Genomic DNA, 19,788 nt, shown 5'->3' on the forward strand with positions numbered 1-19,788 from the left:
TCTCTTCCTTCCTCGGCGGATGCAAGTGTCAAAGAACAACGCCCTCGGATTCTGGACGGAAACTTACATATATTCCGTGATGCTGGGCATTGCCATCAGCGCTGCCTACATAGTTCTCGAAGAACCCGTTTACTATTGGGACTACGCTGCCTATTTCAATGCGTTCAATCAGCAGGGAGCGCTCCTGGTCGAGAGCCCCTTCAACTGGCTGAGCCAGTTGGGCACCTCCATCGCCACCCAAGACTACGGTGTGGCGATCCTGGTGCCGTTGATGCCCTTCCACATCGCCTTCGGCGGGTCGAGGCTTTCCTTCGTCGCTGGGATAGTCTCGGTCTACCTGGTTCCAGCGGCTCTTTTCATAGGTAGGATAAGTTACCTCGAGGCGGTCTCCGAGGCACCGTCTCGAAGCTGGCCAGCCGTCTGCATCGCGGCCTTGCTCTACACGCCGTTCTGGGCGCCGACGCTTCGTGGATTACCTGATATTGCTGGTTGTCTCGCTCTCACCGCGGCAACCTATTTCCTGTGGAAGTCAAAATTCCTGACCCGCGAACCGGTGGTGAGCGGAATATCCGTCGGCGCGAGCCTGTGGTTGGCGTTCATGCTGCGTCGTTGGCATGCCTATGCCGCTATCGGGGTTGCCCTTTCCGCGGCGTTCCTGGATTTGCTGCGGATCGCAAGGGACCGGGACGTTCCGGCACTCCGCGCGGCGGTAGCGGGCGGCCTGTGTGCGATCTTCGTTGTCGCCGCAACCACATTGAACTTCCAACTGCCTCTGCTTGCCAGGATTCTGGGAACGAGCTACGGCGACCTTTACAGCGGATACAAGACGACCTTTGTCACTCAACTCGGTGAAATGGGGAACCGGCTCAGCTATGTGAATTGGCTGCTGATCATTGCTGGGCTTTACATTTCCATCGTCCGCCGCAACAGGTTCTCGCTGTTTTGCGCTATCGCCTCGGTGCTCACATTCCTGATTTTCACCCGGACGCAGGATCCAGACCGCCATCATTCACTACCGATGTTTCTCTGGCTTTTTCCTGCATACGCCCAGGCCATCGTCGCGATCGTCTCCGCGCCGGCGTTGAAGTCGCGAGGGTGGACCGCCGGCGTGGCGGTTGCCGCTGGATTCGCTTTCCTGGGCACATTTTTCCCTGCAGGCCGTCAACTCCTGTCTCCGGTCGATTTCGTTTTTGCGCGGCAGGCCACGCTCCCGCTGCATCTCGACAATCTCCCCGAATACAGGCGCTTGATCGATGATCTGACCACCAGGCTGGGACCGGAGGATCGCTTTTCGGTTTTTGCCTCGGGGGCTGTCTTGAGCGATGCCCTGTTGTTCGAGATGGACCGGGACCTCGTTCCTCATATCGGCTGGATTTGTCAGGTGGACAGTCGCGATCGGTTTCGGCCGGACGCATTGAAATCCAGATTTGTCATTGCGACCGACCCGCCGGTTACTCATCTGCGACCGGGCGCGCAGATTTGCGTCACGCTTCCGAACCAATATATCATTGATGGGCAAGGTATCGGTGCCGCGTACAAGCGCATTGCGCGTTACCAATTGTCGGGCGGCGTTACCGGCTACCTCTATGAGCAGATGCGCCCCGTCACGCAGCAGGAAATCGGTGCGCTGTACGGCGAATTCAGGAAGGAATATCCGGACTGGACAACGCCTGTCTGGTGAACCGCGACGGGCGGATCTGGCGCTGGCCGATCGCAAGGATGCCTGTTGCACCATCGTCGTATAGCGCCATCGAGCCGTGATCCCTTACAACGGTAGGGCGGATATGTCTGAGCCGATATAACGCGGCTCATATTGAGCTATGTGAGTTGGAAGCGACATTCGCCTTGGGAGGAAGAGGTGAGCGGACGGCAGCCGACCGGTCATCATGCGGATTTCATTCAGGCCTCCATCGCCAGCAGCGATGCGGCGCGTTCGGCCTTGGTCGCGTCCTGGCGGCGCTCGCTCACCTTGCATGGCCTCGATCCGGCCGAGCGCAAGGCTCCGCGCCGCCTTACCGAGAGCGAACTGCGCGAGGCGAGGCAACGCATGGAGCCGCTGCTACGCGCCGCCGATGCTAGCCTCGACCGTCTTTACCTGGCCGTCGGCGGCGTTGGCTGCTGCGTGCTGCTTGCCGACCGTGACGGCATTCCTGTCGAACGCCGCGGGGCCGTCGCGGATGACGGCACCTTCGACGAGTGGGGCCTGTGGACGGGCACGGTCTGGAGTGAGGACTCCGAGGGGACCAATGGCATCGGCACCTGTCTGGCCGATCAGCGGGCTCTGACCATCCACCGCGACCAGCATTTCTTTTCGCGCAACACGCTGCTCAGTTGCACCACCGCGCCGATCTATGATCACGAAGGCAATCCGGCCGCCGCGCTTGATGTTTCATCCTGCCGCTCCGACCTTACCGAAGGCTTCGTCAACCTGATCGCCATCGCGGTGGGAGATGCAGCGCGCCGCATTGAGGCCGAGAATTTCCGGTTAGCGTTTTCGGGAGCCCGCATCCTGCTGGCGCCGGTCGCCGAGCGCAGCGTCGGCGCACTGATCGCCGTCAATGCCGACGATCTGGTGGTCGGAGCAACACGCTCGGCGCGCCTTGGCCTGGGCATCACCCAACAAATCCTGACCAAGGGCCTCCCGGCCGCCGACATTCTCGGCGGCTCGGCCCGGGCAGCGGAAGATCTGGATGATGCCGAGCGCGGTGTGGTTCAACGGGCCATGGTGCGCGCCGAAGGCAATGTGTCGGCGGCGGCCGGCAATCTCGGGATTTCCAGGGCGACCTTGCATCGCAAGCTTGTCCGGTTCGGCATCCGTCGTCCACATTGAGCTTTGAGCCCGTGAGTGTCGCAGATCTGCGACACTCCGTGCTGGCGAACGCCAGGGCCTGGGCTGACAAACCTGAACTCGTCCGTAACTCTCCCCGGTGACGCGCCACATCCCGTGGTGCCGCCACTTGGGAGGAAGATGATGAACAAGGTGGAATTTTCCCGCACGGCCAAGGTCCCCTTCGCCAAGCGCTATGACAACTACATCGGCGGCAAATGGGTCGCGCCGCATTCAGGAAGGTATTTCGAGAACATATCGCCGGTGACCGGCCGGCCGCTCGGCGAAGTAGCCCGTTCGGACGCGAGCGACATCGAGGCCGCACTTGACGCCGCGCACAAGGCCAAGGACGCTTGGGGCAAGACGAGCGCCGCCGCCCGGGCCTTGATCCTCAACCGCATCGCCGATCGCATGGAAGACAACCTCGATCTGCTGGCGCTTGCGGAGACCTGGGACAATGGCAAGCCGATCCGCGAGACGACCGCCGCCGACCTGCCGCTGGCCATCGACCATTTTCGCTATTTCGCCGGCGCCGTGCGTGCGCAGGAGGGCGGCCTCTCCGAGATCGATCACGATACCGTCGCCTATCACTTCCACGAGCCGCTTGGCGTCGTCGGCCAGATCATACCGTGGAACTTCCCACTGCTGATGGCGGTCTGGAAGCTGGCGCCCGCACTTGCCGCCGGCAATTGCGTGGTGCTGAAGCCTGCCGAGCAGACGCCCGCCACCATCATGCTGTGGGCGGACCTGGTCGGCGACCTCCTGCCGGACGGCGTGCTCAACATCGTCAACGGCTTTGGCCTCGAGGCGGGTAAGCCTCTCGCCTCGTCGAACCGCATCGCCAAGATCGCCTTCACCGGCGAGACGACGACCGGACGGCTGATCTCGCAATACGCCAGCCAGAACCTCATCCCGGTCACGCTCGAACTCGGCGGCAAGTCACCCAATATCTTCTTCCAGGACGTGACCTCCGAAGACGACGACTTCTTCGACAAGGCCATCGAAGGCTTCGTCATGTTCGCGCTCAACCAGGGTGAAGTCTGTACCTGCCCGAGCCGCGCGCTAGTGCATGAAAAAATCTACGACAAGTTCATGGAAAAGGCGCTGAAGCGCGTCGAGGCGATCGTCCAGGGCGATCCGCTCGATCCGGCAACGATGATCGGCGCCCAGGCCTCGGGCGAACAGCTGGAGAAGATCCTGAGCTACTTCGATATCGGCCGCAAGGAAGGCGCCGAGGTGCTGACCGGCGGTGAGCAGAACCATCTGCCGGGCGACCTGGCCGGCGGCTACTACGTCAAGCCGACGGTGTTCAAGGGCCACAACAAGATGCGCATCTTCCAGGAGGAGATTTTCGGACCGGTGGTGTCGGTGACGACCTTCAAGGACGACGACGAGGCATTGTCGATTGCCAACGACACGCTCTACGGTCTCGGGGCCGGTATCTGGAGCCGCGACGCCAACCGCTGCTATCGTTTCGGCCGTGCCATCCAGGCCGGGCGTGTCTGGACCAACTGCTACCATGCCTATCCGGCGCATGCGGCATTCGGCGGTTATAAGCAGTCCGGCATCGGACGGGAAAATCACAAGATGATGCTCGATCACTACCAGCAGACCAAGAACATGCTGGTCAGCTACAGCCCGAAGAAGCTCGGTTTCTTCTGATCGCCTCCCAGGGCCGCGCGTGGTCCCGCAGGATCGTCGTGAACCCGAGGCGCGGCTTTATCAGCCGCGCCTCGGGTGATTTCGAGATGAAGGAGGAGAACGGCATGCCCGACAAGATTTCTCTCGGAAAAGTTTCGGCTACGCCAGAGGCCGTCGCTTTCCTGGCCGAGATCGTTGTCGATCACGGCCCGGTACTGTTCCACCAGTCCGGCGGCTGCTGCGACGGCTCCTCGCCGATGTGCTATCCCCGCGGCGATTTCATCGTCGGGGACAACGACATCATGCTGGGTGAGATCGGCGAGACGCCGTTCTATATCAGTGCCTCGCAATACGAGGCGTGGAGGCACACGGATCTCGTCATAGACGTGGTGCGGGGCAGGGGCGGCATGTTCTCGCTCGATAATGGCCGCGAAAGGCGCTTCCTGACGCGGTCGACTGTCTGTGCCGTTCCCGAAGCAGCGTCACCTGCTTCAAGGGATTGACGCCGGCGCCCTCGCAAGGGCAGTAACGGCTATGTTCAATCTTCTTCTTGTTGCTGTCGGCGGCGGTATCGGTGCCGGCATCCGCCATTTGGCCAGTATGGGCGCGCTGCGCCTCGCCGGCCCCAACTATCCCTGGGGCACGATGGCGATCAACATCATCGGCTCCTTTGCCATGGGGCTGTTCATCGCCACGCTGGCCCGCCGCGGCGGATCGAACGAGCTTCGGCTATTCGTCGCCACCGGCATCTTTGGCGGCTTCACCACTTTTTCCGCCTTTTCGCTCGATTTCGCGACGCTGTGGGAACGGGGAGCCGCGCTGCCGGCGTTTGGCTACGCGCTGGCCAGCGTCATTGGCGCGATCATTGCCCTGTTTCTGGGACTTTGGCTGGCAAGAAGCCTGCCGTAAAGCACGCCATGGCGTGCTTTACGGTTTTGGGTGGGATGCATTAGTGCTATTGCCCCGCCAAGCGCGGGCCAAGAGCCCTGATCGGGAAACGGACAAGCGAAAAAGAGCATGGCAGGCGTTGAACAGATCACGGTGGAGGCCGGCGAGGCGGGCATGCGGCTCGATCGCTGGTTCAAGACCCATTTCCCCGGCCTTGGCTTCGGCCATCTGCAGAAGCTGCTGCGTTCCGGCCAGATCCGCATCGACGGCGGCCGGGTCAAGGCCGACACCCGCGTCGAGCCGGGCCAGATCGTGCGTGTGCCGCCGCTCGAGGTGGACAAGAAGGGCGAGAGCGCGCTCACAGGCCACTCGATTCGCAACCAGGGCGATGCCGATGTGCTCGCCAAAATGCTGATCCATGAGGACCCGAAGGTCTTCGTCTTCAACAAGCCCGCGGGCCTCGCCGTTCAGGGCGGCTCCGGCGTCACGCGCAATGTCGACGACATGTTGGAAGCCTGGCGCAACCAGAAGGGCGAGAAGCCGAGGCTGGTGCATCGGCTCGACCGTGATACGTCGGGCGTGCTGGTCGTCGCCCGTACCAGGCTCGCCGCCATGAAGCTCTCGGAGGCGTTCCGGGCGCGGGAAACCAAGAAGACCTACTGGGCGCTGGTCAAAGGCGTGCCGCCCAAGCGCGAGGACAAGATCTCGACCTGGCTGATCAAGGAGCCGACAGAGGACGGCGACCGCGTGCGCGTAGCCGCGCATGGTGAAAAGGGCGCCGACCATGCTGTGTCCTATTACCGCATCATCGAGCAGGCGGCGCAGACGATGACCTGGCTGGAGATGGAGCCTTATACGGGCCGCACCCACCAACTCCGCGTCCATGCCGCCTATATCGGCTGCCCGATCATCGGCGACCCGAAATACTTCGAAGCCGACACCAACTGGGATTTTCCCGGCGGCATTCAAAACCGGCTGCACCTGCACGCGCGCCGGATCATCATTCCGCATCCGGACAAGGGCGTCATCGACGTCACCGCACCGATGCCACCGCACATGCGCCAGAGCTGGAACCTGATCGGCTTCGACGACGCCAGCGCGGAGGATTGACCGTGAGCGGCGCCACCGGTGCGCTCGATCGGCGTGACACGGTCGATATGGCGGCGGCCGCCATCATGGTCGGCCTGACCTTCTCCTGGGGGCTGAACTACGTCGCCGCCAAGATCTCCTATTCCGGCTACGACCCGGTGTTCCTGTCGATCGCGCGTTCGGTCATCGGTGGCTTCTGCGTCTTCCTCTGGTGCCGCTGGCGCGGCATTGCGCTCTTCACCAGGGATGGGACGTTGCTGGCCGGTATCGCGGTCGGCGTGCTTTTCGGCGTCGAGTTCCTTTGCCTCTATGTCGGCCTGGAGCATACGACCGTGGCCCGCAACACGCTGCTGGTCAACTCGATGCCGTTCTGGATGCTGATCGGCGGCCACTTCCTGCTCGGCGAACAGATCACCACGCGCAAGCTCCTTGGCCTGTTTTTGGCCTTTGCCGGTCTTGCCACGGTTTTTTCCGACAAGCTCGGCGGTAGCGGAGACATGCTGTTCGGCGATCTTCTGAGCCTTGGGTCCGGGTTTTTCTGGGCCTTGACCAATATCCTCATCAAACGATCGAAGCTGGTCGAGGCAACCGCGGAGAAGCTGCTGCTCTATCAACTCGTCGGCGCGGCCGTCGTTGGCGTGTTGGTGATGCCTCTCGCGGGTCCGCCCATTCGCGATCCTGCCTTGCTGCCGACATTGGCGCTGCTTTTCCAGGCGATCTATATCGTTGCCTTCACCTACGTGCTGTGGTTCTGGCTGCTGCGGCGCTATCCGGCTTCAGGCCTGTCGAGCTTCACCTTCCTGTCGCCGGTTTTCGGTGTTTTATGCGGTGCGGTGATCTTGAACGAGCCGCTGACCATCCGCATTTTTCTGGCTCTTGGCTTGATCGCGGCGGGCCTGATCATCGTCAATCGGCCGGCACGCAAGCTGATACCGGTGTGAGAAAGCTTTTTGATGCGTGATATCCTCAACGACCTCGAAGCGGGCAAATATCTTTCCGATCCGGATCCGGTGCGTCGCGCCCAGATCCAGATGAAGACGCCGCTGCCCAAGCGTTTCTATGACGAGGTCTCGGTCGCGCCGGTGGAAGCTGGCTTTGCCGTGCAACTCGACGGCAGGCCGGTGCGAACGCCGGGCAAGGCGCTGCTGGTGCTGCCGACCGAGGCGGCGGCGACGCTGGTTGCCGGCGAGTTCGCGGAACAGGGCGGGACGATCAATCCGGTGACGATGCCGGTGATGCGCCTTGTCAACACCGCCATTGATGGCGTCGCCAGCGATCCGCAGGCGGTGCTGGAAGACATACTGCGCTTTGCTTCGTCGGATTTGCTCTGTTACCGCGCCGACACCCCGCAAGGGCTGGTCGAGCGGCAGAACGAGCGGTGGGATCCCGTCATCGACTGGGCACGCGCCGCACTTGGAGTTCGCTTCAACCTTGCCGAAGGGATCATCCATGTCGAGCAGCCGCGCGAAACCATTGCCGTGCTGGGCAGCCATCTGGCGCAGCGCGCAGAGCCGCTGCGCCTGGCAGCTATCCATGTCATGACATCGCTGACCGGCTCGGCATTGCTGGCGTTGGCGGTCGATTTCGGCGAGCTTGACGGCGAGGAGGCATGGGCCGCCGGCCATGTCGACGAGGACTGGCAGATCGCCCAGTGGGGACAGGACGCCGAAGCAGTCGCGCGCCGCGCCGCCCGCAAACGGGACATGATGGCCGCGGTCAGCTTGCTCGAAGCGCTGCGGGCCTGAGCGCTTCGCACCGCACCTAATACGAAAGTCATAATCCCATCGTCGCGCTGCCTTTCCCCAGCGCTTTCTGCCATTTTTCCTGTGTCGGCTGTGTTTCTTGAGTCCGCGTTCGGAGGAGAACGCAGACGTTGGCGAACAGCATCGAGGACTGGGTCTCACGGGAGGATAACGCAATGGCAATTGCATCGACCGCCAGCGGCGCGAGCCGCGGCATGACGCGGGAGGAGAAGAAAGTCATCTTCGCTTCCTCGCTCGGCACCGTTTTCGAATGGTACGACTTCTATCTCTACGGCTCCCTGGCGGCTTTCATCGGCTCGACCTTTTTCAGTCCGGCCATTCCCGAGGCAACGCGCAATATCTTTGCGCTGCTGGCCTTTGCCGCAGGCTTCCTGGTGCGTCCGTTCGGCGCGCTGCTGTTCGGTCGCATCGGCGACCTCGTCGGCCGCAAATACACATTCCTGGTCACCATGACGATCATGGGCCTGTCGACCTTCCTGGTCGGCCTGCTGCCCGGCTATGCTACCCTGGGCATCGCCGCTCCGGTGATCCTGATCGTCTTGCGCATGCTGCAGGGTTTGGCGCTGGGCGGCGAATATGGTGGTGCGGCGACCTATGTCGCCGAGCACGCACCGGATGATCGCCGCGGCTTCTACACCTCATGGATCCAGACCACGGCGACGCTCGGCCTGTTCCTGTCTCTGATCGTGATCCTGATCGTACAAGGGTCACTGAGCAAGGAGACCTACGCCGCCTGGGGCTGGCGCATTCCTTTCATCGTCTCTTTCCTGCTGCTCGCCGTTTCGGTCTGGATCCGGTTGTCTCTGTCGGAGTCTCCGACGTTCCAGAAGATGAAGGACGAAGGCAAGGGCTCCAAGGCGCCGCTCTCGGAGGCGTTTGGTCAGTGGAAGAACGCCAAGATCGCGCTGCTGGCGCTGCTCGGCCTCACCGCCGGTCAGGCCGTCGTCTGGTACAATGGCCAGTTCTACGCGTTGTTCTTCCTGCAGAACGTGCTGAAGGTCGACGCGCAGTCGGTCAACATCATGATCGCCATCGCGCTGGCGCTCGGCTCGATCTTCTTCGTCGTGTTCGGCTGGCTGTCCGACAAGATCGGCCGCAAGCCGATCATCATGGCTGGCCTTGCGCTCGCCGTCGTCTGCACCTTCCCGCTGTTCAAGGCGCTGACCTGGGCCGGCAATCCGGCGCTCGCCAAGGCACAGCAGAGCACCCGGGCAACGGTGACGGCTGCACCCGGCGACTGCAAGTTCCAGTTCAATCCGGTCGGAACCGCGAAATTCACGACGTCCTGCGACATCGCGACTTCGTTCCTGACGAAGAACTCGGTTCCCTACGACGTGGTGTCGACGGCCCCGGCCGGGGCGGCTGCGTCGGTCAAGATCGGCAATGAGACGGTAAATTCCTACGATGCGGTCGCCGCCGGCGATCAGGCCAAGGCCAAGGACGCGGCCTTCGTCAAGGCCGTCAACATGTCCCTGCAGGACAGCGGATACCCGCTGAGGCGTGCGGCGGCCAAGATTGCGGACCAGAAACTCGATGCCTTCATCGCAGCCAACCCGGAACTTAAGCTCGACGCTGCCGCAATCCGTGCCGGTGAGAAGGCGACTGTACCGATTGATCAGGCGGTCAAGGACAAGCTCTTGACCACCGAGGAGGCGGCGGGCGCACCTGAGGTCACTGTCTACAACATACCCGGCGGCGGTGCCTTCGCCATGTTCGCCGATCCGGCGGCGGTCAATTGGCCGATGACGATCGGCATCCTGTTCATACTGGTGCTGTTCGTGACCATGGTTTACGGGCCGATCGCGGCGATCCTGGTCGAGATGTTCCCGACCCGCATCCGCTACACCGGCATGTCGCTGCCCTATCACATCGGCAATGGCTGGTTCGGCGGCCTTCTGCCGGCGACAGTATTCGCGCTCAGCGCCTACAAGGGCGACATCTACTACGGCCTTTGGTATCCGGTGGTGATCGCGGCGTTCACGCTGATCATCGGCATGATCTTCGTCAAGGACACGCTCGGAACCGACCTGCACGCCAAGGAGTAGCCGGTCGGCCGATAACAACGAAAAGCCCGGCGCGAGCGATCGCGCCGGGCCTTTTCCTGCGAGCTTCGAGGTGGAAGGGCTTCAACTCTTCCGAAGCGGGTTCTCTTCCTCGATGGCGATCTCGTGATACCAACCATCGAAATCGGCGTGCTCGCCGCGAAGCGCGGCAAGCTCTGCCGCGAACTTGGCCTTGGCGCCTAAATTTAAGGCAGACTTACGCGCTGCCAGCGGGAACATCAGGATTTTCGCAGACGGACGCGATTGCGTGACTTGCATTGCCGGTCTCCCTGCTTTTTCAGAGCTTCTTCAATCAATCCCACGCAAAATAGGTTCTGCGATTCATTTAGGCAATATGCTTACGAAAAGATCGTATTCTGCTTATGATTTAAGCAATATTGTCGTCTGGACGATCGGAACGCATCGCTGAGACGGCTCAGCAAAATCAAAGCCTTGGCATGACCATTTTGCCGCACCCCGCGAGGGTCGAGTGGCATACGAATTGCTTTTTAACCATCGGCAGGCCGGCCTGTTACGGCCATGCATCGGCACCGCCTGCTTGCGGTGTCCAAGCAACGAGAGGCTCTAGAATGACCAAATACAAGCTCGAGTATATCTGGCTCGATGGATACACCCCGGTCCCCAATCTTCGCGGCAAGACGCAGATCAAGGAATTCGCCGAATTCCCGACGCTCGAGCAACTGCCGCTGTGGGGCTTCGACGGATCCTCGACGCAGCAGGCCGAGGGGCACAGCTCCGATTGCGTTCTGAAGCCCGTGGCGGTCTATCCGGATCCGGCCCGCACCAACGGCGTGCTGGTCATGTGCGAAGTCATGATGCCCGACGGCGTTACGCCGCACGCGTCCAACAAGCGCGCCACCATCCTCGACGATGAAGGCGCCTGGTTCGGCTTCGAGCAGGAGTATTTCTTCTACAAGGATGGTCGTCCGCTCGGCTTCCCCGAGAGCGGCTACCCCGCACCGCAGGGTCCTTACTATACCGGCGTCGGCTATTCGAATGTCGGCTCCGTTGCACGCCAGATCGTCGAGGAGCATCTTGATCTCTGCCTTGCGGCCGGCATCAACCATGAGGGCATCAATGCCGAAGTGGCCAAGGGCCAGTGGGAATTCCAGATTTTCGGCAAGGGTTCCAAAAAGGCGGCCGACCAGATGTGGATGGCCCGCTATCTGATGCAGCGCCTCACCGAAAAGTACGGCATCGACATCGAATATCACTGCAAGCCGCTCGGCGACACTGACTGGAACGGCTCGGGCATGCATGCCAATTTCTCGACTTCCTACATGCGTGAAGTCGGCGGCAAGGCCTATTTCGAAGCGCTGATGGCGGCCTTTGACAAAAACCTGATGGACCACATTGCCGTCTACGGCCCGGACAACGACAAACGTTTGACCGGAAAGCACGAGACCGCGCCGTGGAACAGGTTCAGCTATGGCATCGCCGATCGCGGCGCCTCGATCCGCGTTCCGCATTCCTTCGTCAAGAACGACTACAAGGGCTATCTGGAAGACCGCCGTCCGAACTCGCAAGGCGACCCCTACCAGATCGCGTCGCAGATCCTGAAGACCATCGCTTCGGTGCCGGCGAGCGCGGAGGTTTCGGCCGCCGCCTGATCCTCATTGCGGCGCGGGCAACTCCGCCGCCAACGGATGCTCACTCGAGAAGGCCTGGGCGAAAACGCCCGGGCTTTTTTTTATCAAGCGCTTGCCGGATCGGCGCTCGCTACTGTCGACCCGCCAGGACCTGTGCAGCGAATTCCCCCAAAAAAAGTCAGGTTGAAAACGGACGGACAATTTTGGCGAAACGAGGGGCTTTGGCTGACATCCCTTGCTGCTGATCGCGTCGTGCGTTTCGGAGTTTCGTTGAAAAAGCCCGGAAATCAGCCTGTTTCAGCTCGTGCGTGCATCGACGATCATTATATAAGCTACTGTTCATACATCGAAATCGGCGCTTTATGCTGCCGGTTGGCGGCGTTGACAGATCACGCAACGGCATGCGTATTCGTGGCCTTGAAGTTACGCCAAAGCGATGCTGTTCGAACGGGGCGGGGTTTCTTGAACGACGGCATTGGCGGGGGCGCCGGACGAGCGGGCATTGCAGCCTGAGGCAGTGCGCCGCTCGCTCCTGGCGTTCTGGTTATGCTCGAAAGGCCATCCGCAACCTCGCTCGAGCGGCCACTGGCCGGGTCTTGCGCTCCTGAGCCGAGGCCTTCCGCCGATGCCCACGAGGCACGGCTGCATCAACTCCGATACGTCTCCCATAACAAATGCAATTTGGGCCGGCGTCGCGTGGCTGACCTCACGCGATCCACCTATGAAACCCATAGGATCAGCAAAAAGCCCTTGAAGGGAAATCCTTCAAGGGCTTTGAAATACTATCCGAACGGAATATCAGACCGAGTAGTACATGTCGTACTCGACCGGATGCGGCGTCATTTCGAAGCGCATCACCTCGGCCATTTTCAACTCGATGTAGCTGTCGATCTGGTCGTCGTCGAAGACGCCGCCGGCCTTCAGGAAGCCGCGATCCTTGTCGAGGCTCTGAAGGGCTTCACGCAGCGAACCGCAGACGGTGGGGATCTTCTTCAGCTCCTTCGGCGGCAGGTCGTAGAGATCCTTGTCCATCGGCTGGCCCGGGTGGATCTTGTTCTTGATGCCGTCGAGGCCGGCCATCAGCATGGCGGCGAACGCGAGGTAGGGATTCGCGCCCGGATCGGGGAAGCGGACCTCGACGCGCTTGGCCTTCGGCGAACTGCCGAACGGAATGCGGCACGAGGCCGAGCGGTTGCGGGCGGAATAGGCAAGCAGCACCGGTGCCTCATAGCCCGGCACCAGACGCTTGTAGGAATTGGTCAGCGGGTTGGTGAAGGCGTTGATCGCCTTGGCGTGCTTGATGATGCCGCCGATGTAGAACAGGCAGCTCTCCGACAGGCCGGCATATTCATTGCCGGCGAAGGTCGGCTTGCCGCCCTTCCAGATCGACTGGTGGACGTGCATGCCCGAGCCGTTGTCGCCGAAGATCGGCTTCGGCATGAAGGTGGCCGTCTTGCCATAGGCGTTGGCGACCTGGTGCACGACGTACTTGTAGATCAGCATCTTGTCGGCGTTGCGGACCAGCGTGTCGAACTTGATGCCGAGTTCGTGTTGGGCGGCGGCCACCTCGTGGTGATGCTTCTCGACGCGCACGCCCATTTCGGCCAGCACCGTCAACATTTCGGAACGCATGTCCTGCGCCGAATCGATCGGCGGCACCGGGAAATAGCCGCCCTTGATGCGCGGACGGTGGCCCAGGTTGCCGGTTTCATAATCGGTGTCGTCGTTCGACGGCAGTTCGGTCGAATCGAGCCTGAATCCGGTGTTATAGGGATCGGCCTTGTACTTGACGTCGTCGAACACGAAGAATTCGGCTTCCGGCCCGACATAGATGGTGTCACCGATGCCTTCCGACTTCATGTAGGCCTCGGCCTTTTTGGCCGTGCCGCGCGGATCGCGGTTGTAGGACTCGCCCGAAACCGGATCGAGGATGTCGCACAGGATGACCATGGTCGACTGGGCGAAGAACGGGTCCATGTGGACCGTGTCCGGATCGGGCATCAGCACCATGTCGGACTCGTTGATTGCCTTCCAGCCGGCGATCGAGGAGCCGTCGAACATGACGCCGTCGGCGAACATGTCTTCCTCGACCTCGACGACATCCATCGTCACGTGCTGCAGCTTGCCCTTCGGGTCGGTGAAGCGCAGGTCGACGAATTTCACGTCGTTGTCCTTGATCTGCTTCATGATGTCTTTGGCTGTCGTCATGTCATGTATCCCTGTGTGCTGACGTGTTTTTGATGGATGACGTTTCTTGGAGGATGGCCGGTCGGATCAAACCGCGTCCAACCCGGTTTCGCCGGTGCGGATGCGCACGACTTCCTCGATGTTGGAGACGAAGATCTTGCCGTCGCCGATACGACCGGTCTGGGCCGCCTTGCGGATGGCCTCGATCGCGCCTTCCACGGCGTCGTCGCCGAGCACGACCTCGATCTTCACCTTGGGCAGGAAGTCGACGACATATTCGGCGCCGCGGTAGAGTTCGGTATGACCTTTCTGGCGCCCGAAGCCCTTGGCCTCGGTCACGGTGATACCTTGCAGTCCGGCCTCCTGAAGCGCTTCCTTCACTTCGTCCAGCTTGAATGGCTTGATGATCGCTTCGATCTTTTTCATGTAAAAAGTGGCCTCCACTGCCAAAAAAACGGGTTGTGACCCCCCGCTTGCGCCTCAATCAAGCACGAACTGTGCCAATTGCGAGGGCTTGAAGCGGTTTCATAAGATTTCAAAACCATGTCGCGGCCAGATGCAAAATCCCGTCATTCGCGGTTCTCCGGTGCGGCATGGACGATTGGACCCTGCTGGCCCGACTGTTTAGGCCTGCCCAATGTATAGGCGAAGTGCTCATTTGGCGGGCAATGCCCTGGACGGTGGTGACTTTGCCAGCTCCTCTGTGTTTGCGTCGGGCCGAAAACTGGACAATGCTTGATCAAATGCGGAACGGCAATCCATGAGCAACGAACTTCTTTCTCCCTCCGAGATGACCGAGGCGGACCGGGTGGCGATCGCCGCCGGACCTCTCGATGGTTTCGGCCTGATGCGCAGGGCGGGCGAAGCTATCGCCGCGGTGGTCCTCAGGCGCTATCCCTCGGCGACGCGTGTGCATGTGCTTTGCGGTCCCGGCAACAACGGCGGCGACGGCTATGTCGCGGCCCGCATCCTGGTTGGCACTGGCGTCGCCGCGACGATCTGGGCATCGGGCGTGCCGAAGCCGGGAAGCGATGCGGCGTACGCTGCCGGCGAATGTCCGGTCGAGCCTCGGCCGCTGGCGGATTTCACGGCCGAGGCTGGAGCCGTCATCGTCGATGCACTTTACGGGGCAGGGCTGTCAAAGCCGCTGTCGGGCGATGCGGCGAGGGCAGTTGAGATTGCGGCTCGCCTGGCTTTGCCTGTCGTCGCGGTCGATCTGCCGTCGGGCGTCTCAGGCGACAGCGGTGGGGTCCTGGGCCACGCCTTCCGCGCCACGATCACGGTCACCTTCGCCCGCAAGAAGCCCGGCCATGTGTTGCAGCCTGGGCGCGAGCTCTGCGGTGAGATCGTGCTCGCCGATATCGGCATTACGGATGACGTCGTAGCGCGGATCCGGCCGCGAACCTTCGAGAACACGCCGGCACTTTGGCTGGGCGCGTTCCCGATCCCTGAAGTCGATGCCCATAAATACAAACGCGGCCATGTCGGCGTCTTTTCCGGCGGCCCGAGCGCCACCGGCGCGGCACGGCTGTCGGCGCTTGCCGCCGCGAGGACCGGGGCAGGGGCAGTGACGGTCTTGTCGCCGGCAAACGCCATGCAGGTGAATGCCATGCATCTGACCTCGATCATGCTGGGCAAGGCCGATAACGCGGCCGACATCGAGGCCTTCATCGGCGAACGCCGACCCTTGGCTTTTGTGCTGGGGCCTGGTTTCGGCGTCGGCGAAAGGGCGCGGGATTTCGCGCTGGCACTTCTGAGTACCCGCAAAGAGCAAGGTGCCGCGATCGACGGGGTCGTCCTGGACGCCGACGGCATCACCTCGTTTCGCGACGCGCCGAGCAACTTGTTCGAAGCCGCTGCCTCAACAGGCGCGCCGGCTTTGGTGATGACGCCGCATGAGGGCGAGTTCGGCCGCTTGTTTCCCGACATCGCCGACGACAAAACCCTGTCCAAACTGGCCAGGGCCCGCGCAGCTGCCCGGCGCGCTAACGCAACGATCATCTACAAGGGCGCAGATACGGTGATCGCCGCTCCGGACGGCAGGGCAGCGATCAACAGCAACGGTGCGCCCTGGCTCGCGACCGCCGGTTCGGGCGACGTGCTGTCCGGCATCGTTGCCGCACTGCTTGCGCAGGACATGCCGCCTTTCGAAGCCGCCTGCGCGGCGGTCTGGATTCATGCCGAGACCGGCAGCCGGTTCGGGCCGGGACTGATCGCCGAGGATTTGCCGCTGGCGCTGGTGCCGGTGCTGCGCGAACTTCTCGCCGGCCGAGGCGTGCTCTGATCAACGCCGCTTGTGGAGCATCGGCGACATTCAGCTCACAGCGGGATGTTGTCGTGCTTCTTCCAGGGGTTCTGCATGTTCTTGTTACGCAGCATCCTGAGTGCCCGCGCCACGCGGCGGCGGGTCGAATGCGGCATGATCACCTCGTCGACATAGCCGCGCTCGGCGGCGACGAAAGGCGACAGGAAGCGGTCCTCGTATGCCTTTGTGTGGGCCGCGATCTTGTCGGCGTCGCCAATGTCCTTGCGGTAGATGATCTCGACCGCGCCTCTCGCGCCCATGACGGCGATCTGCGCCGTCGGCCAGGCATAGTTCATGTCACCGCGCAGATGTTTTGAAGCCATCACGTCATAGGCGCCGCCATAGGCCTTGCGGGTGATCACGGTGATCTTCGGAACGGTCGCCTCGGCATAGGCAAAGAGAAGCTTGGCGCCATGCTTGATCAGCCCGCCATATTCCTGCGCCGTGCCGGGCAGAAAACCGGGAACATCGACGAAGGTGACGATGGGAACGGAAAAACAGTCGCAGAAACGCACGAAGCGCGCCGCCTTGCGGCTGGCGTCGGAATCGAGCACGCCCGCCAGCACCATTGGCTGGTTGGCGACAAAGCCGACCGTGCGGCCCTCGACCCGCCCGAAACCCGTGACGATGTTTTTCGCGAAATTCTGCTGGATTTCGAAGAAGTCGCCTTCATCGGCGACTTTCATGATCAGTTCCTTGATGTCGTATGGTTTGTTGGCGTTGTCGGGGATCAGCCGGTCGAGCGACATGTCATGGTCGGTGACAGACTGGTAGCATTCGATCTCGGGAATTTCGGCCGTGTTGGAAGCTGGCAGCAGGTCGACTAGCCGGCGCATCTGCAACAGTGCTTCGACATCATTGTCATAGGCGCCGTCGGCGATGGAAGATTTCGTCGTGTGTACGGAAGCGCCGCCGAGACTTTCCGCCGTCACCGTCTCGTTGGTAACGGTCTTCACCACGTCAGGCCCGGTGACGAACATGTAGGAGGTGTCGCGCACCATGAAGATGAAATCGGTCATGGCGGGCGAATAGACGTCGCCGCCGGCGCAGGGGCCCATGATGACGGAGATCTGCGGGATGACACCCGAAGCGAGCACGTTGCGCTGGAAGATCTCGGCGTAACCGCCAAGTGCCGCAACGCCCTCCTGGATACGCGCGCCGCCGGCGTCGTAGAGGCCGATGATCGGTGCGCGATTGCGTAGCGCCATCTCCTGCACCTTGATGACCTTTTCGGCATGGGCTTCCGACAGCGAACCGCCGAACACGGTGAAATCCTTGGCGAAAAGATAGACCGGACGGCCATTGACCGTGCCCCAGCCGGTGACGACGCCATCGCCGGCGACCTTGGTCTTCTCCATGCCGAAATCGGTCGAGCGGTGCTCGACATACATGTCGAACTCCTCGAACGAGCCTTCATCGAGAAAGACCTCGATGCGTTCGCGCGCGGTGAGCTTGCCCTTCTTGTGCTGGGCGTCGATGCGGGCCTGGCCGCCACCCATGCGGGCGATGTCGCGCCGCCGCTCGAGTTCCTTCAGCACGTCTTTCATCGCTTGGTCCCCAGAAACGGAAGCTGCGTTTGTGGTAATGATGCCCGCCGGGGAGCGCAAGCTTCGGCTTGTGGTCCGTTTTGTTGCGCTGCAGCATAGTGCCCCTTGCATTCCGGGACGAACTCAGCCATATGCAGCCCATAGGCGCTTGGGCCGGGAACGAATCCGGCCTTCTCGACGAATGAGACTGGTTGCGTCTGTTTTCCCTCTTTCCGGTAAATCGGCTGAAAGTCGGTCGGCAAGGTGGCGAAAAAGCCCCGTGGCATGATGCCTGCGGGCACGACAGCGCAGCCGCGCGGACAATCCTCTGTCCGCCGCCTTGTCGTTCCATGACAGTTTATCCGACGGCAGGTTGCGCCCTGCCGCCATTGATGTTTGCGGCCAGAGGCCGCGTGAAAGAAGATTATTTTGACCAACGAAAACACTTTGCCCGGCAATGACATTGCGGAACTTTCGGGTTTCGCCGCGCTGGGAATTACGGGTGCGCTGCTCAAGGCCACCCACAACGCCGGCTTCACCGAACCGAAGCCGATCCAGATGCAGGCGATCCCGCCGCAGCTGGAAGGCCGTGATATTTTCGGCATCGCGCAGACCGGCTCCGGCAAGACCGCGGCCTTCGCGCTGCCGATCCTGTCGAAGATCATCGCGCTGGGCACCAAGCGGCGCGCCAAGACGACCCGCGCGCTCATTCTGGCGCCGACCCGCGAACTCGCCGTGCAGATCGAGGACACCATCAAGATCCTCGCCAAGGGCGCGCATGTCTCGACGGCGCTCGTGCTGGGCGGCGTATCGCGCTTCAGCCAGGTGAAGAAGGTTGCTCCCGGGGTCGACATCCTGATTGCCACGCCCGGTCGGCTGACCGATCTGGTGCGTGAGGGCGACCTCATCCTTTCCGACACCAAATGGCTGGTGCTGGACGAGGGCGACCGCATGCTCGACATGGGCTTCATCAACGACGTCAAGCGCATCGCCAAGGCGACCGCGCCCGATCGTCAGACGGCGCTGTTCTCGGCCACCATGCCGGACGAGATCGCGGAACTCGCCAAAGGCCTGTTGAAGAACCCGGTCCGTGTCGAGGTCTCGCCGCAGAGCACCGCGGCCGCCGAAATCGTCCAGGGCGTCGTGTTTGCCCGCACCAAGCAGAAGCGCCAGGTGCTGTCGACGATGCTCGCCGACGAAGCAATGAAGTCCGTCATCATCTTTTCGCGCACCAAGCATGGTGCGGACCGGGTGACCAAGGACCTTGATCGCGACGGCTTCAAGGCCGCCGTGATTCACGGCAACAAGTCGCAGAATGCCCGTCAGAAGGCGCTCAACGATTTCCGTGATGGATCGGTGCGCATCCTGGTCGCGACCGACATCGCCGCGCGTGGCATCGACGTGCCCGGCATCAGCCATGTCGTGAATTTCGATCTGCCTGACGAGGCGGAAAGCTACGTCCACCGCATCGGCCGCACCGGCCGCAACGGCAAGGACGGCATCGCGATCACGCTTTGCGACCCTTCGGAGAACAGCAAGCTGCGTCAGGTCGAGCGCATCATCCGCACCAAGTTGCCAATCATTGCCGATCATCTCGGCAGCCCCGATCCGGCACGCAATCCGGCTGAAAAGAACGAGCGCTTCGAACCCGCCAACGATCGCAGCGACCGTAATGGCCGTCGCGACGGCCGGCGGCCGGGCGGCGAAAAGAAGCCGAACAACGGTTTCGGCAAGAAACGTTTCGGCGACAAGCCGGCCTTCGCCGGAGAGCGCAAGCCCGAAGGCACAAAATCCTTCAAGGGCAACAACAAGCGTCGCTTCGGCGGCAGGCGTCCGGCAGCGCGGGCTGCTTGATACGCCTCATGACAGCCGGCCAATTCCTGGCGGTTGGCTGGTTGACTGATTAGCAA

At 61.9% G+C, this 19,788-nt stretch carries 16 protein-coding genes; 12 read left to right on the forward strand and 4 right to left on the reverse strand.

Annotated features, from left to right (window positions below):
- Positions 1-19 precede the first annotated feature (19 nt).
- The 9 genes from LB556_RS00765 (at position 20) to LB556_RS00805 (ending at position 10,253) form a co-directional block, all read left to right on the forward strand.
- The gene (locus LB556_RS00765) at positions 20-1,681 is read left to right on the forward strand and encodes a hypothetical protein (protein ID WP_224562160.1); all 1,662 of its coding nucleotides are present in this window, start codon (positions 20-22) and stop codon (positions 1,679-1,681) included.
- 177 nt (positions 1,682-1,858) lie between these two features.
- Complete coding sequence (locus LB556_RS00770) at positions 1,859-2,830, forward strand: GAF domain-containing protein (RefSeq protein ID WP_224562163.1); 972 nt, start codon at positions 1,859-1,861, stop codon at positions 2,828-2,830.
- 141 nt (positions 2,831-2,971) lie between these two features.
- Positions 2,972-4,489 (forward strand): aldehyde dehydrogenase, encoded by a 1,518-nt coding sequence (gene adh / locus LB556_RS00775; RefSeq protein ID WP_224563798.1) that lies wholly within the window; start codon positions 2,972-2,974, stop codon positions 4,487-4,489.
- A 104-nt stretch (positions 4,490-4,593) separates the two neighbouring features.
- Complete coding sequence (locus tag LB556_RS00780) at positions 4,594-4,971, forward strand: DUF779 domain-containing protein (protein ID WP_224563800.1); 378 nt, start codon at positions 4,594-4,596, stop codon at positions 4,969-4,971.
- 31 nt (positions 4,972-5,002) lie between these two features.
- Complete coding sequence (gene crcB, locus LB556_RS00785) at positions 5,003-5,377, forward strand: fluoride efflux transporter CrcB (protein ID WP_224562165.1); 375 nt, start codon at positions 5,003-5,005, stop codon at positions 5,375-5,377.
- Positions 5,378-5,485: 108 nt separating this feature from the next.
- Entirely contained in the window at positions 5,486-6,466 is a 981-nt protein-coding gene (locus tag LB556_RS00790) for an RluA family pseudouridine synthase (RefSeq protein WP_224562167.1), read from the forward strand.
- A 47-nt stretch (positions 6,467-6,513) separates the two neighbouring features.
- Complete coding sequence (locus LB556_RS00795) at positions 6,514-7,386, forward strand: DMT family transporter (protein ID WP_224563803.1); 873 nt, start codon at positions 6,514-6,516, stop codon at positions 7,384-7,386.
- A gap of 12 nt (positions 7,387-7,398) precedes the next feature.
- Complete coding sequence (locus LB556_RS00800; protein ID WP_224562168.1) at positions 7,399-8,190, forward strand: ATP12 family chaperone protein; 792 nt, start codon at positions 7,399-7,401, stop codon at positions 8,188-8,190.
- A gap of 173 nt (positions 8,191-8,363) precedes the next feature.
- Complete coding sequence (locus LB556_RS00805; RefSeq protein ID WP_224562170.1) at positions 8,364-10,253, forward strand: MFS transporter; 1,890 nt, start codon at positions 8,364-8,366, stop codon at positions 10,251-10,253.
- Between the two features lie 81 nt (positions 10,254-10,334).
- Here the strand turns inward: LB556_RS00805 and LB556_RS00810 are convergent, their stop codons facing one another.
- Positions 10,335-10,529 carry a DUF2735 domain-containing protein gene (locus tag LB556_RS00810; RefSeq protein ID WP_224562171.1) on the reverse strand — a complete coding sequence of 65 codons (195 nt, stop codon included), beginning with the start codon at positions 10,527-10,529 and terminating at the stop codon, positions 10,335-10,337.
- A gap of 311 nt (positions 10,530-10,840) precedes the next feature.
- On the opposite strand from LB556_RS00810, the gene LB556_RS00815 reads away from it, so the two are divergent.
- Positions 10,841-11,881, forward strand: coding sequence for a glutamine synthetase beta-grasp domain-containing protein (locus tag LB556_RS00815; RefSeq protein ID WP_140758610.1), 1,041 nt, complete (start codon positions 10,841-10,843; stop codon positions 11,879-11,881).
- Between the two features lie 777 nt (positions 11,882-12,658).
- Here the strand turns inward: LB556_RS00815 and glnA are convergent.
- Entirely contained in the window at positions 12,659-14,068 is a 1,410-nt protein-coding gene (glnA, locus tag LB556_RS00820) for a type I glutamate--ammonia ligase (RefSeq protein ID WP_006205431.1), read from the reverse strand.
- Between the two features lie 66 nt (positions 14,069-14,134).
- Positions 14,135-14,473 (reverse strand): P-II family nitrogen regulator, encoded by a 339-nt coding sequence (locus LB556_RS00825; protein ID WP_224562172.1) that lies wholly within the window; start codon positions 14,471-14,473, stop codon positions 14,135-14,137.
- A gap of 334 nt (positions 14,474-14,807) precedes the next feature.
- Here LB556_RS00825 and LB556_RS00830 point away from each other — a divergent pair, with 334 nt between their 5' ends.
- Positions 14,808-16,331, forward strand: coding sequence for an NAD(P)H-hydrate dehydratase (locus LB556_RS00830; RefSeq protein WP_224562174.1), 1,524 nt, complete (start codon positions 14,808-14,810; stop codon positions 16,329-16,331).
- A 35-nt stretch (positions 16,332-16,366) separates the two neighbouring features.
- On the opposite strand, the gene LB556_RS00835 is transcribed toward LB556_RS00830, so the two are convergent.
- Complete coding sequence (locus LB556_RS00835) at positions 16,367-17,899, reverse strand: acyl-CoA carboxylase subunit beta (RefSeq protein WP_224562176.1); 1,533 nt, start codon at positions 17,897-17,899, stop codon at positions 16,367-16,369.
- 408 nt (positions 17,900-18,307) lie between these two features.
- Between LB556_RS00835 and LB556_RS00840 the strand changes: the two genes are divergently transcribed.
- Positions 18,308-19,732: a DEAD/DEAH box helicase gene (locus LB556_RS00840; protein ID WP_224562178.1), complete on the forward strand. Its 1,425-nt coding sequence runs from the start codon at positions 18,308-18,310 to the stop codon at positions 19,730-19,732.
- Positions 19,733-19,788 lie beyond the last annotated feature (56 nt).

It is taken from the genome of Mesorhizobium sp. ES1-4 (assembly GCF_020164745.1).
Lineage (GTDB): Bacteria > Pseudomonadota > Alphaproteobacteria > Rhizobiales > Rhizobiaceae > Mesorhizobium.